This is a genomic window from Paenibacillus sp. Y280, assembly GCF_056786335.1.
The window spans coordinates 134,904-149,322 of the sequence record NZ_JBXCIW010000002.1; the positions used below are offsets into that span (position 1 = coordinate 134,904).

Sequence of the window (14,419 nt, forward strand, 5' to 3'; positions counted from 1 at the left end):
CTCTGTTTTATCAAATGAATAAACCAAAAAGGACAGAGGAGATGTCGATGACATTCCCTCTGTCCTTTTTGGAATAAACCGCTAGTGAGCCAAACTCCCCTCAAGCCGCGAACGGACTCGACAATGACCGACCGGAATTTGAATGAGACTTGTATGCCCGCGAGAAGCCATATTATAAAGATCATTGCTTATTTGGGCATCAAAACCGAGCAGCGGTCGCCCCCCCATTTGGACTGCGGAAGCTGCCAGCAGCAAGCGATGGACGAGCATCCCTGCCTCCATCTGCAGGATGCGATAGCCTCGGCAACCCAGTTGCACCTGGAGATCGTTCATATCCCCTGCGACATGAAAGCATAACGGGACTTGATGCAAATTCACATTATCCAATGACATTCCGTTCTGCAGCCAGGACCGGAGATCGCCGTCACGAACCGGTTCCAAGGCATGTGCAGAAACATCATAGCGATAGGCGCCATTACTAATACCTTCAACGCCGTAGAAGCACCCATATAGAGAAACGCGAGACTCCGGCTTCTCCTGCTTGCCGTCCAGATCATTTCGATACTTAAACGATGACATCACTTCTTGCAACAGAGCTGCAAGACTACATTGACCAACCGGCTGCAATACGAATTCAATTTCCGGCGAATAACGTTCTCGCAATACGGACGCCAGATCATATGTCAGCCTTTTTACTTGAGGCAGCCTATGTGATCCTCCTTTAATCGAATTCTCCTTCTCCCTCCCAATTTGCCGAAACGAATGTGAATATTCCAGCATGGAAGCTTCATTCACTTGGATTAGCATCGGATATTCCGATACTCTTCTCGATCGCATATAGTGCTCATGCCGAGTCACCGCAAGCTCCCTGCACAATTCGTCTGCGGATATGTGTTCCGCGCCTTCTTGCACAGGTAAGAACCATTGCATTTCCGGCTCTGCTGACAGCGGAATGACCGCATACGCGCTCTCTTCCCGCTCGGATAATCCTAATAGATGATTGACAGCACGGTCCAAAAACTGGAAGTACACACCCGTCTCAAAGCCAAACCTTTTTGACACTTCCAGCAGTTGTCCAATCAATAATCCGGCATCCAGACCCTGCAAGCGATATGAAAAATTATCGTACTTAAAATAATTTTTCCAAAACATAGTCGTTACGAAAGCGACGCCGAAGCAAGCAGGCAAGTCACAGCGATTCCCCAGCGCCTTGCTTAAATAATTGTCATGCTGCCCTTCACGCAGCAGAATCAACCGGTGATGCGCCGCATCATAATGGTAAATGCCGTGAGACAGGTCCTCCAGCTTCAGATAAAGGTAAAGCTCGCTGGGATATAGCCCACCGCCTGAAGGAACGAATCGCCTGCAAAGCTGTAGAGAGGTTCCCCATTCATCCCCTGCATCCGGTCCATAAACAGATTGGCTCAGTTGCGCAAGACCGAATGTGTACCAAAGAAAATGACCGAGCTCCCGAAGATTTGGCTTAGCACAATCCCGCTCTCCCGCAAGCGTCAGCGGAACCTCGGCAGAAAGAGGGTAAGCAGGCAAGCCCCTATAAAGCTTATAGGGGAGCGGCGCGTCTTCCCAATCGGTCTCCCCATCCTTTGATTTGGCCATATCCGGGTCGAATTGCAATTGGTGAAAAAATGCCTTCAGACTCATTCCTTCTCCTCCTAAAGGCTTGCTTGGGGCATACGATTTGAAAATGCAGTCGCGGCTTACGGAAATGGATGCGGATGCGGATTAAGCTGTTCTGGCTTAAGCGGCTTCTCGACATACCCTAGCTCCGCAGGTATTCTTAGTACCCGCTCCAAGCCCGTCAAGCGAACAAGATGATGCCCGAACGTCATTGGCAGCATGCCCGGAATCAATACCTTTACGCAATGAAGCCCATTTCGAAGCGTTTCCGGCGTCGTCTGATCCACCACGATCACGTCCAGACTGAGCTCGCGGAATGCTTGAAGGATATCCTTTAAATCATCAGTCAAATCCGCATGCTTCTCTTTTGGCTTAAACGCTTCTTCGAAAGTAAGGCGCGCACGATCATTTTGGAGTAAAAAATGAAAACGATCCTCGGCTTCCTTCAAGCTGTACAGCATCGAATGATCGTCCATTTGACGAACGAGCAGCGGATCATCGAGCATTTGCTCATATTGCTCCCGGTTCTCTTCCAGCTTCTCATTCAACGACAGCAGCATGCCCGAAATTTCATGGATCGCGCCTTTTACCGCACGCACCGGATCAGGATGGGCGCCAGCCGCGCATATCAGGTTGACACCTTTATCAGCCTTGTTTTTGGCGAGCACCCAAATGCTTGGAATGCCATGCTCGAGCGTCGAATTGAATGCGTAAACATCGTAGCCGACAACCTCTCGCAAACGCTCGACCATTAAATCCAATTCAAGATCGCAAGCAGAAATAAGATCAAGAGGATCTAGCTGCAGCTGCGCGTACCAGGTCATTAGGAACGAATCGCGTTCGACTACTTCCATTATTCCGTAAAATATAGCTTCCTCCAGGCTGCCGCCTAGCGCGCATCCATTTGAGGTTTCATAAACAAAGCCATGTCCGCATCCTGAGCTATAATAGGCAAGCAGCTCTGGCACGAGAATAGGCCGCTCCTGCAAAAACGAATAGCCCCATACCCAATCGATTGGCCTGCTCGGATCAAACGGTCGAAATGGAAAGCCCGGGCTATCATAATTAACCTTCTCGTGAATGCCAACCAGAACGGGATCGAGCGCCTGGTCCTTCAAGTTGCGGTAGCTGTCATGAACGGTCGTTTGCTTCCCGCGCGGCGACATGCCGCAATATCTCTCCAAACCTTCTAAAATAGCAGTCATTTCGCTGTCGGCAAAAGAATGTGTGCGGCCAGCACAGCCTTCATCACCCGAGAACAATGGCAAATTGATGCTCGAATCGGCAAAAGGCGACTGGAGATCGATCATTTTTCCGTTCAAAAAGCCCGTCCGAGCATCCAGATAATCCTTCGCCAAAACCCCTTTCAGCTCCGTCATCGATCGACTGCGGTAGCTGTTTTCACTGATTTTCAAGCTAGCCTGAAGGGTAATTCGGGATGCTATCGCAGAATCCTCCGGGATCAGGCCGCATAACGGACAAAGAGGGTCTGGCAAAAAGAAATGAGACGAGCTATTCAAGGCTTGCAGATGAATAAACATTAATCGATTTTCCGTTAGAGCAGGACCATCCGCAACAACTCTTCGAGCTTCCGATGCAATAATTTGCGCCATATGCAAAAGACCTAAACGCGAAGACCATACGTCGGGCGAAGTCCCTCCATGCATGAAGTGCTGCTGCTGGATTTCCCACATTTCCTTCCGGTCATTGCCAGCCATGAGGCGCCGAAGTTCTGCACACTGGGAGCATCCCGCCTTTCCCGGTACTACCATCGGCCCGATCACGCCTTCTCCAAACGATACAAATCCGCGAAGCCAAGGCATTCCAGAGCGCTGGAACAGCTCCTCCGCGAACAAATGATCTGAAGGATTATAACCATCATGCAGAACAAGCGCCAGCTTAGCCATCTCCGGTACTTCAGTCGAAAAATCGTTTTGCCTCAAAATCTGATGGTCTTCAGATAATTCACTGCACACGAAATCTGCTAGCTGACCCTCCCCTATAATTGCCAAGATAGCGCTCATTTTCCGCCCTCCTCTCCAAGCGACACGCCGAATGCGCCAGCCAGATCCTCCTTCAAGAATGACTCGACCGTTAAGTCAAAAACAAGCAGACGCTTGCTGCTCTGATTTAATCGTCCAAGAGCGGATAGCAATATTTCTCGGTGTCTTGTTGAATCGATTGCCGGTATCGTTACATTCTCCGTCGCTTCGTCTTTGACACTCACAGAAGGCCAGTTGACCGCATCCGCCGTATCGATAGCCGCTTGGTTTTGGGTATCCAGCAGCGCGCGCTGCAATGCTCTGCGCAGCGCCCCAGTGCGATTGTAGTCAACCGCGCCATACCAGCTGCCTTTTGTTCCGACCCACACGACAGGGAATCCTAGAACATCCTCTCCAAAAGCAAGCGTCGGCGCATCTGCCATCGTCGTTAACGCACTTTGATAATACCGGCTGCGTACATCATCTATTTGACCAATACATGCTAAAACGGCAGAAGGATCATGCTCTATAAGCTTCTGTTTAAACGCTGCTGTCAAACATTTTTGCAGGCCTCGGCAAATACCCTCCGCGATCGACTCCCCCGCTCCGACGCCTAAAAATTCAAGCGCCAGACGCTTGTCAGAGCTGCTGTCATCCCCCTGCTTGGCATGGATAAGCAATTCAGACATTCTCGATAAATAAGATTCGATTCCGGCAAGCCCAGCCTCCCTCCGCGCTTCCTCATGATTAATGCCATTGCATATCATCTCCGGAAGCAGCTCCGCCGGCCCTGTTGACATCGGATCTACCGCCTGAACAAGGCATTGAGACAGCGGAAGCTGCCGTAATTCCCCTTCCTCCCAGCGGTGAAAAACACCTGTTTCACTAGTCGTTAACTGGCTGAAGCAAGTGATCAAGGCCGTTGAATCCTTCTCTTCTTGCTCCCTTTCCAGCAATAAATCCAAATCTTCTATTCGTTTGATAGAAGGACGGCTACCCGCAAGCGGATGAGGGAGAAACGGATGCCAGCCTCCCTCCAAAGTCTCCAAATCAAGCAGAAACAATTTATTTTTGAGTGCGGACACCGCAACTTCCGTAGCTGTTTTCAGCCATTCAAAGACGATGACATTAGCTAGCATCGCTTCTGCGGTAGACGAGGATGTGTGATGCTGTGGATCTTTATGAATAGCGGGATGATGGACCCTTCGCCGAGCAGAATCCCAGTCCCCATCCGAGTCCGGATGGATCAGCGGTCCGGCTAGACCAGCTTGCTTCAGCATCATAGCAGGAAGCAGCACCTTCCTCTCCTGCCTGCAAATCTTTTGCAGCGCTGTCAATTCCGGCTCGCCATCCTCATCCGACACGAACAATACGGCATCGAACGGCTGCACCACCGACCGCCAATCGATCTTGCCCTCACTTTGCAAAGAAATCTCGTCCAACTTGATCTCTTGGTCCTCACGACGGGCATGCTCTACGAGCTCCAATATTCGCTTTCGATTCGTCGATCCAGGTTTCGTAATCAGCATGTGAATATGAGGAATTCCAGACTCTAACAAGGACTTCATTAATGAAACAAAAAAAGAGCCAAACCCGACGGCAAGTACTTTTGACTGTCGAAAAAGCTGAAACCGGTAAGCGCCCGAGCCTTCAAAGCTGTCCAAAAATTCAATTTGAGAAGCATATTTCTTAAGCACAGCCTCATGCAGCGTATGCGATTGATCCTGGCTTACATCCCGAACATAACCGTTCGCATACAGCACTTCCGCGATTTCGTATACATGCTTCTTGTATTGCTCCGGCAATCCGTCAGTCAAATCATTCATCGTGTTCTCGCCGTTAAAGACCGGCATTAATTTCTCAATCCATTGGCCGATCGTACTGCCCTCCATCCGAAACGAGCCAATATTGTTCCGAAAATAGACGCTTCCGTCAGAGCTCGGGAGAAAAAAAGTATCCCCTCTCACTTTAAGACGCATAGAAGGATCCAAATGCCATTCCTCCTTATCGTGAATAATGCCAATAAAAAAACTTTCAACCTTTTCCTCTTTAAAGGTATGTATGGCTATTTGTCCGTCATGCCAGTTCTTAACTAGAAAAAACACCCCTGTCAGCTAAATCGCTTACAGAGGTGTCTTGAATCTTCCACTTATTTAAAATGCATTAGCGGCAGCGTGCACAACCAGAACAACGAGCGCAGCCTCCGCAGCGGGCACAGCCTCCGCATCTGAAACAGTTGCTGCAACTTGCGCAGTTTCCACAGGAACAAAAACCGATACAAAAGCCAATGCAAAAACCGATACAAAGCCGTGCATTGTTAGGATCCACTTGACCTTGACCGGCATTTGGCGTCATACCACTCGATTTGTAAGGGTCAATATTCAAATTTTGAAGATCATTCTTAAATTCATTCATCTCAGCAGCCTCCGTATATGTTCATCATTTTTTCAACGGTTTAGACTAGAATGAACGACTGAAGTGAAAGCAGCTCAAACTGGCCTTATGCCGTTGTTCGTTCATGACATATACGTATGAAATTACCTCCGCTAGTGTTACTGCTGCAACCGCCTAGTTGCCAAAATAATTAACTTACTCATACGCATGCAAAGAGGCTGCCTCCAAAGTCATTGACCTTGAAGGCAGCCTCCTACTTATGAAAGGCTTTGTTTAGCTTACTCTACAATACGCGTTTTCTTCTTGCGGTTTAAGAACTCATATACGATAGGGACGATAATAAGCGTAAGCAGCGTGGAGCTCGTTAAGCCGCCGATGACAGTAACAGCCATCCCTTTGGAGATCAAACCGCCGGATTCAAAACCTAAAGCAAGCGGAAGCAATGCGCCAACCGTCGCAATCGCCGTCATTAAGATCGGACGAAGGCGAGTACCCGCTGCTTCAATCAATGCATCGCGTACGGATAGGCCTTCCTTCTCCTTCTGAATCACTCGATCGACAAGTACGATCGCATTCGTTACGACAATACCGATCAGCATCAGCGCTCCGATCATAGCCGTCACGCTAAGTGTTTCTCCAGCAATGAGCAGGCCTACTAATGCGCCGATAATCGTAAATGGCAAGGAGAACAAAATGGCGAATGGCGTTAAGGCTCCGCCGAACGTAATAACGAGAACAAGATATACAACCGCGATTGCGGCAAGCATCGCAAGACCAAGCTGCGTAAACGATTCATTGATTTGCTCCGTCACGCCGCCCATATCAATGTCAACGCCGGCTAGCAGATCAGTATCATCAATCAGCTTCTGAATTTCAGCGGATACTTTACCAACATCAGAAGCTGTTACATCTGCTTTTATCTCGGCAAAAATGCGGTCATCGCGTCTTGTGATCGTATTTGGCGATTCGCCTTCCTCGATCTTGACCACATCCTTAAGCGCCACTTCTGTACCAAGCTGTGAGGTTAACTTCACATTCTCAAGATCCGCTTTGCTCGTATAGGTTTTGCTTTCAACCTTCACATAAACATTAAATTGCTCGCCATCCTTCTCAATCGTCGTCAGAACGGGACGTTCGCGAATGGGACTAAGCGCCATCGCAATTTGACCTGCAGTAAGGCCATTTTGGCTTAGCTTCTCTTGATTAGCGACGAGACGATATTGCTCATACGTTGCAGACAGGCTGGAATCAATATTTTTCAGGTCCTTGTGGTCTGCAAGCTTCGCCATTAAATCATCGACAACGGGCTGAAGCGACTTCATATCCGGTCCAAACACAAGCATCGAAATGCCCGATCCTCCAAGTCCGCCGCCAGTAAAGTCCTGCTGCTTCCACTCGCCTTTTCCGCCAAGCTCCTGCAGAAGCGGTACAATTTTTTCTTTCTCATTTGTAAATTCAGCAAAAGCTTCATCATAGCTCAAGTTGAACAACGCTTGCTTGGATGCTCCTGGGCTAAATGGATTTTGTCCGCCAACAGCATACTGCACGACTGCAACGCCTTCGCGATCCAGTAATTTTTTCTCCGCCTCAAGCGCCATCTCCTCAACCTGCTCGCGAGTTTCGCCAGGTGCCGGGTTGTAAGAAATGACCATCATTTTCTGTTCGTCGCCTGATATGAAGCTAGTCCCGATAACAGGAACGAGGAACAAGCTGCCGACTAGGAGAAGTACGGCCAATCCAAAAGCGATAAGCTTGTGGTTCAACGACCACCGCAGCACGCCTTTATACCATTCAGCCATACGTCCGGGTTTATCATGATGCGCCTTCCCTGGCTTTAGGCCCTTGCGGAACATCATATGAGCCAGCATAGGAACGACGGTAATTGCAACTACAAGCGATGCTAAAAGTGCAAAGACGATGGTTAAAGCGAACGGAAGGAACATTTCGCCAATCATGCCGGATACAAGTCCGAGCGGTAGGAATACGGCGATCGTTACGATCGTTGATGCCAAGATCGGGATGAACATTTCCTTCGTTGCATCGAGAATTAATTCCTTGCCCTTAAGCTTTTCAGTTGAGAGCGCCATTCGGCGGTAAACGTTCTCGATAACGACAATCGAGTCGTCAATAACGCGTCCGATTGCTACGGTCATTGCCCCAAGCGTCATAATGTTCAGCGTAATATCCATTTGGCCCAAGATTAGCAGCGCGATAAGGATAGACAGCGGAATGGATACGACAGCAATAATCGTAGAACGAATGTCACGCAAGAATATCATAATGATGATAACCGCGAATAATGCCCCTATCATCGCCTTGCTTATCATCGTATGAACGGAATCCTCGATCGGCTTGCCTTGATCAAGCGTCGTTACAAAGGATAAGCCAGCATTTTTACTTTCCAGTTCTTTAATTTCTTCTTTAACGTTGTTTACGACGTCGACCGTATTGGCATCAGCCGATTTCACTACGTTTAACCCGATTGCATCCTTGCCGTTCGTTCTGGAGATCGATTCCGCTTTGCCGACAATGCTAATATCCGCAATATCGCTAAGCTTGACGCCCGGCATGATGATTAATTTTTTCAGATCATCCTCGCTGGAAACATTTCCGTCAACAACGATCGCTTTCTCCGAATCGCCAAATTCATATATGCCAAGCGGCACCGATATCGCCGAGGCTTGAATCATGCCTTTCACCATATCTTCGGTTAATCCGATTTGCTTAAGTTTATCCGCTTTGAATGCCAGCTCGCCTTCCATTACGTTTTGGCCCGACATTTGAATGCTGGCAACACCATCAATGCCTTGCAAACGAGGCAAAATATTATTTTGCACTTCCTTTGTAAGCTGTTCCAAATTCATGCTGTCGTCTGATAAGCTTAGCGACAAAACCGGGAAGGCATTCAGACTGATCCTGGATACCGATGGGTCCTGTGCACCCTCTGGAAGCGATATCTCTGCAAGCACATTTTTCACTTCTGCAGCCGCTTCATCCATATCCGTCTCATACGTATATTCGATTACAACCGATGAAGCATTCTCATAGGATGTAGAGCTAACCACGTTAACACCCTTCAAATTGCGCGTACGCTGTTCGATTGGCTTCGTCACTTTCTCCATAATTTCTTCAGGAGCAGCGCCAGCCAAAACCGTCGTTACGCTAACGATAGGCACTGTAATGTCCGGCAAAGTCTCCATCTTCATATTCATGCCGGAGTAAAGCCCGGCAAACAAAACGAGCAGCGTCAAAATCCATAAAGCAAATTTGTTGTTAAGCGAAAATTTGATAATACTTTTCAATGGGTTCCACTCCTCGTCTTCTATCTTTGCTTGCTATACTTTAAAGCGATAGCCCACTCCCCAGATCGTTTCAATATATTGAGGCTTCGATGGGTCATGCTCTATCTTCTCGCGCAGCCTCCGAATATGGACCGTTACCGTAGCTGCGTCGCCATTGGAATCTAACCCCCAAATCCGCTCAAACAGCTCTTCCTTCTCGAATACACGATTCGGATGCGAAGCGAGCAGCAGCAGCAGCTCATACTCCTTTGACGTCAGCATAGCTTCCTGTTCATGAATCATAACTCTGCGGGAAGGCTTATCAATAAATAATCCGCGAATGCGAATATGGTCGCCTCGCTCGCCTTTATCCCCGGTAAGGCGCTCATATCGAGCCAAATGCGCTTTCACGCGAGCAACAAGCTCGCTTGGACTAAATGGTTTGGTCATATAATCATCAGCGCCAAGGCCAAGACCTCTAATTTTATCGATGTCTTCCTTCTTGGCTGTCACCATTAGAACAGGAATGTTGACGGATTGCCTAATTTGCCGGCAAATTTCGAAGCCGTCTATTTTGGGCAGCATCACATCCAATATGATGAGGTCAAACTTTCCTTCTAATGCTTTTTCCAGCCCGATATCGCCTCTCCCTTCGATGTGTACGGAGAAACCATAGCTTTCCAAATAATCACGTTCCAGCTCGGCAATGGCCTTCTCGTCTTCAATGATTAGTATGTTCTTCATGCTCACCCACCGTTTTGACGGCTGTCGACTTCGGAAGATTTAGACAGAATTTAGCTCCGCCATGCTCTACATTCTCTGCCCATACGACACCGCCATGCCCTTCAATAATTTGTTTGACAATCGCAAGGCCGAGGCCGCTTCCTCCTGTTTCCGAGTTGCGCGATTGCTCTGCACGATAGAATCGATCGAAAATATACGGCAAATCCTCATCATCAATCCCAGGGCCTGTGTCTTCGATTTCCACCAGAGCATAATGCCCTTGCTCCTTCACTCTGACTTTGATCTCCTTGTTTGCGAGTTCGGATTGCTGACCCATATATTTGACACAGTTATTCAAAACATTAGTGAGCACTCGGCTTAGCTTATCAGGATCTGTAGCGATAAAAATCGAATTCGCAGCATCCTCCAGAAAACGCAGTTTAACGCCTGACTTGTCCAGATCAAAGCGCTGCTCTTCCAAAAAATGCTCCAAATAACGACGAATATCGATGACTTTGAAATCGAATGCGACCGTTTGAAGATCAAGCTTGGAAAACAGGAACAGCTCATCGATTAATTGATCCATGTCAGTTGCTTTCCGATAGATCGTTTCCATATAACGCTTGCGCTTCTCATCCGTATTTGCAATTCCATCCATAATCCCTTCAACGTAACCTTTAATCGCTGATATTGGCGTTTTTAAGTCATGGGAAATATGCGATAGCAGCATCTTTCGATTTTCCTCATATTGCAAGCTTTGTTCGATGGACTGCTGCAGTCTCACCCTCATTTCCTCGAATGCGATGCTCAGCTGTCCAATTTCCCCTCTCGTCGTCGCCACGACCTTGTGAGACAAATCGCCATCCTTAATCTGCAGCGCCGCTGCCTCCAGCTTCTTAATCGGTCGTATGATGCTTCTGGAAACAAAATATGTAAGGAGCAGACTTGTTAACCCAATTATAGCCAAGGTGAATACATTGCTCGCGGGTCTCCAGTAAATGGGAACAATGTCATTTCGCCTAAAAAGCACCACCTTGCCTTCGCTTCCATCCGGATAATCAAAATGCAGCACGTTAGTCTCAAATCGGAATGAATGAAAGTTCACCGACTCTGGCGGAAGGTTCAGCAGTTTCTGCCAATTTTCTTTCGGCTCGAGCTGATCGAGGAAGGGAGCAATCGATATGATCTGTCCATTCTTGGAAATGAGAAGTCCTGCCCACAGCTCTCCCAGCCTTTGTTGGATATCAATCAAGTATTTCTCATTCTCCAGCTGTCCCGAGTCATTTTTCAACACATAAGACAATTCGCCATAGACGAGTGCTTGCTGATAAGGCTCCGATCGCTCTTTTTCAAAATATTGACTGACATCCTCTTCCCCGCGTGCATAAAAAACGAATAGCAAAAATAGAAGCATTAATATAAGCGGTACAAATACCATGGCTAAGTAAGACATGTACAGCTTCACTCGGATCGACAATTCCGTTCACGCCTCGCTTAAACTTTATTGTTGAGTCTATGGTTAATCATAAAGGCTATTTCTAAACGAACTTGGAACCAATTCTTACGAAATTATTACGTTTAGTTATATAGGCTTCGATTCTATTAATGTCATTATTATTTAATGCAATAAAATATTTATAAGATTAAATTGTACAGTTTAGTTTCTTTTTGAGATAAGAAATGTGCTAAGCATGAGGACTGCTGCAAGCATCCAGTGATAAATAACCCAAACTTTTAATGAAAACTCCTCCTGGTCAAACAAAAGCTTATAGCAAAAAATAATGCCGATCAGTAAGAGAGAAAATAAGATTCCAAGTGCAGTCCGGCGATTCTGAGCCGCAATTTGCAGTGCTGAAGTTACAAATAGCCCTACACATGCGGAGGTTATCGGCGCTACTACCCAAATGCTGATGGAGAAGAAGCTGCCTGAAAATAGGAGTTTGCCTATTAGCACAGCTAATGCAACAAAAACGAGAAGCCCCCATTGCAAATAGGCGCTTTGCTGCTTAATATATTTTTTATTCCTCGCACGATTCTTATACCAATTTAAATACCGATAAAAAAAATATAATCCCGGAACCAATGCGCCAATAACGGACAACGAAAGCTGGAGGATATGATAGACATGATCCCCTAAGATCATGCTTTGCAGAAAAGGCAGTCTCATTACAAAAAAACCGCCGCTATGCGTGAAATGATCTAAAAATACATGCGAATAAAAACCAATGAACAGAGATAAACAAAAGAATAGCCACTCAGCGGCTGTCGCCAATTGCCATGGGCGATTCAAGGATGCAGCAAAAGCTCTGATTCCTCCAATGTCCGGCAGCAGCTCAGGTATAGATGGCTTAATGATGCGGTGAAAGGCAAATGCAAACGCTATGCAAATAGGGAGTACCAACAGAAGGAAGCCGGATATGGAATGGCCGATGGAACGAAACGGCTGCATGGCAATAAAGTATTCTATATCCGGAGCCATACTACCCAGTATTAAACCAGTCAGGCTTAAAGAAGGAATAGCTTTCTTTAGCGGCGCCGCAAAGAGCGGATGAGATAATGTGAAAGGCATCTTTTAACCGCAGCTCCTTCTATTCATTTAATGTACCAAACTTCGGAAACGGCCAAATGCGGAATATCGCTTTTCCTTCAATGCTTGACCGTGCTATCGGTCCGAGCTCCCTGCTGTCCATACTATGCTCGCGGTTATCGCCCATCACGAACAGCTGACCCTCTTCTACTTGAAATGGGACGGCTACACTGCCCGCAAATGTTTGACCTTTGACATACTGCTCTTTGATTATCTCTCCGTTTATGTAAACCGCTCCGTTTTGAATATCAATCACATCGCCTGGCAAGCCAACAACGCGTTTGATTAGGCGAAGCTCGCTCTCAGGACCGTTAATAATGACAATATCACCGTGCTTCGGCTCGTGGAAGCGATATGACCACTTGTCTTCAATTAACCGTTGTCCCGCTACTAGCGTATTTTGCATGGACACATTTTGGACCTCCGATTGCGCATAAACATACGTCTGAAACAGCATGGCTACGACAATCGCAATCGTTAGCGAGACGGTCCACTCCCTCAGCTCTTTAACCCATTTTTTAGTTTGACGTCTTTCTGTTCTCATTCACATTCACCTCTTCAATTAATGGCTGCTGCAGGCTATATCGTAAAAACGTTCCCTGCTTAATACGCCATTCACTGGTGAAAGTTCCCAGATGGAGTCCTATGAATGAAAAATGACAGTCCAGAAAGCGAAAAAATTCTGGACTGTCATGTTTAGCTGTCAGATGATTAGAACCTAATTTAGTTTCTTTATTACAACTGATGCGTTTACGTTTGTCTGTGTTCCACCGGCCGAGGTCTGAAGAGTCACCGCTGCAGCAGAAAGACTATTTCGCAGTGTAAGTGTATCTCCAGCTACTAGCGTAAGGATAACCTGACCTTCGTTTTGCTGAGTGCCCGCACCCGAGCCATATACGGTTCCTGGAACGGGAAACAGCGCGCCATTTACAAATAATCCGAATTGGCTCGGTTCTACACCCGATGCTGAAAAAGTAACCTCATAGTCTCCCCCTTCTGTAACAACAATACCAGCAGTTCCGGGAAAATGCGTAATTCCAGGTGTTAAGACACCATTCGAATCAAATAGAACATCAGCATTTAATGCGACCACTTGAGGTCCTACATTGTAAATATATCCATACTGGGATAGTCCGCCTGCGGCTCCTGTTGCGCCAGTCGCTCCTGTGGCTCCGGTACCTCCGACAGCACCCACACTGCCGGCTGTCCCTACTGCACCTGCAGCGCCGACTTCTCCTGCTGTCCCTACTGCGCCTGCCGATCCAACACTGCCGGCTGATCCTACTTCTCCTACTGTACCTGCTGAGCCTACTGAGCCTGCTGATCCTACTGCACCTGCTGATCCAACTGCACCTGCTGCGCCTGCAGAGCCAACACTACCTGCCGAACCTACACTTTCGACACGTTCTACATTACGAGGCCTAATTACACGTACTATTCTTTTTCTAATGATAATTTTTTTACAACATCTTTTTCTTTTCGAGTGTTTCTTTCTCTTCGTAGGGCAGATTATTTTTTTACAGACCTTTTTGCGTTTTCGTTCAAGACAACCCAATACAAACACCTCCATATATATTTGAGTTATACTACTCAATTTATCTATTAATGGTATGGACATTTGTCTTCAGACTCATAGACTGCTATCTATCTTTTGCAAAAATAGGTATGAATATAAGGTAGATTCATCTGCCGGGGGTTAATATTGCTCGTATTTTCGGTCACCATTGGTTAAGAGAGTTCATATAATAGAAGGGACAACCCAATAATAGTTTCACAATATGACCCTCACAATGATCATTGTGAGGGTCCTTTTT

10 protein-coding genes are annotated in these 14,419 nt (G+C 47.0%); all 10 read right to left on the reverse strand.

The features are described 5' to 3' along the window. Positions 1–81 precede the first annotated feature (81 nt). The 10 genes from AC1TPC_RS03340 to AC1TPC_RS03385 all read right to left on the reverse strand — a co-directional run bounded on the left by AC1TPC_RS03340 (position 82) and on the right by AC1TPC_RS03385 (position 14,169). Positions 82–1,662 (reverse strand): SagB family peptide dehydrogenase, encoded by a 1,581-nt coding sequence (locus AC1TPC_RS03340; protein ID WP_482065456.1) that lies wholly within the window; start codon positions 1,660–1,662, stop codon positions 82–84. A 56-nt stretch (positions 1,663–1,718) separates the two neighbouring features. Next, on the reverse strand, positions 1,719–3,662 hold the full coding sequence (locus AC1TPC_RS03345; protein ID WP_482065457.1) for a TOMM precursor leader peptide-binding protein: 1,944 nt from the start codon (positions 3,660–3,662) through the stop codon (positions 1,719–1,721). Then, positions 3,659–5,611 (reverse strand): putative thiazole-containing bacteriocin maturation protein, encoded by a 1,953-nt coding sequence (locus tag AC1TPC_RS03350; protein ID WP_482065458.1) that lies wholly within the window; start codon positions 5,609–5,611, stop codon positions 3,659–3,661. The genes AC1TPC_RS03345 and AC1TPC_RS03350 overlap by 4 nt, the downstream gene beginning before the upstream one ends. 162 nt (positions 5,612–5,773) lie before the next feature. Continuing rightward, positions 5,774–5,965 (reverse strand): hypothetical protein, encoded by a 192-nt coding sequence (locus AC1TPC_RS03355; protein WP_482065459.1) that lies wholly within the window; start codon positions 5,963–5,965, stop codon positions 5,774–5,776. Between the two features lie 327 nt (positions 5,966–6,292). Continuing rightward, positions 6,293–9,316, reverse strand: a complete 3,024-nt coding sequence (locus tag AC1TPC_RS03360) for an efflux RND transporter permease subunit (RefSeq protein ID WP_482065460.1) — start codon at positions 9,314–9,316, stop codon at positions 6,293–6,295. 33 nt (positions 9,317–9,349) lie between these two features. Then, positions 9,350–10,039, reverse strand: a complete 690-nt coding sequence (locus AC1TPC_RS03365; protein WP_482065461.1) for a response regulator transcription factor — start codon at positions 10,037–10,039, stop codon at positions 9,350–9,352. Beyond that, on the reverse strand, positions 10,017–11,495 hold the full coding sequence (locus tag AC1TPC_RS03370) for a sensor histidine kinase (RefSeq protein WP_482065462.1): 1,479 nt from the start codon (positions 11,493–11,495) through the stop codon (positions 10,017–10,019). The genes AC1TPC_RS03365 and AC1TPC_RS03370 overlap by 23 nt, the downstream gene beginning before the upstream one ends. 180 nt (positions 11,496–11,675) lie before the next feature. Then, positions 11,676–12,587 (reverse strand): DUF4184 family protein, encoded by a 912-nt coding sequence (locus tag AC1TPC_RS03375; RefSeq protein ID WP_482065463.1) that lies wholly within the window; start codon positions 12,585–12,587, stop codon positions 11,676–11,678. A gap of 19 nt (positions 12,588–12,606) precedes the next feature. Then, positions 12,607–13,149, reverse strand: a complete 543-nt coding sequence (gene lepB, locus AC1TPC_RS03380) for a signal peptidase I (RefSeq protein WP_482065464.1) — start codon at positions 13,147–13,149, stop codon at positions 12,607–12,609. A gap of 174 nt (positions 13,150–13,323) precedes the next feature. Next, positions 13,324–14,169: a collagen-like protein gene (locus AC1TPC_RS03385; RefSeq protein WP_482065657.1), complete on the reverse strand. Its 846-nt coding sequence runs from the start codon at positions 14,167–14,169 to the stop codon at positions 13,324–13,326. Positions 14,170–14,419 lie beyond the last annotated feature (250 nt).

What these genes read in the sequence shown, in the direction of transcription:
- AC1TPC_RS03340 (WP_482065456.1), bottom strand. Translation starts at nt 1,662, where the DNA reads ATGAGTCTGAAGGCATTTTTTCACCAATTGCAATTCGACCCGGATATG.
- AC1TPC_RS03345 (WP_482065457.1), bottom strand. Translation starts at nt 3,662, where the DNA reads ATGAGCGCTATCTTGGCAATTATAGGGGAGGGTCAGCTAGCAGATTTC.
- AC1TPC_RS03355 (WP_482065459.1), bottom strand. Translation starts at nt 5,965, where the DNA reads ATGCCGGTCAAGGTCAAGTGGATCCTAACAATGCACGGCTTTGTATCG.
- AC1TPC_RS03365 (WP_482065461.1), bottom strand. Translation starts at nt 10,039, where the DNA reads ATGAAGAACATACTAATCATTGAAGACGAGAAGGCCATTGCCGAGCTG.
- AC1TPC_RS03375 (WP_482065463.1), bottom strand. Translation starts at nt 12,587, where the DNA reads ATGCCTTTCACATTATCTCATCCGCTCTTTGCGGCGCCGCTAAAGAAA.
- lepB (WP_482065464.1), bottom strand. Translation starts at nt 13,149, where the DNA reads ATGAGAACAGAAAGACGTCAAACTAAAAAATGGGTTAAAGAGCTGAGG.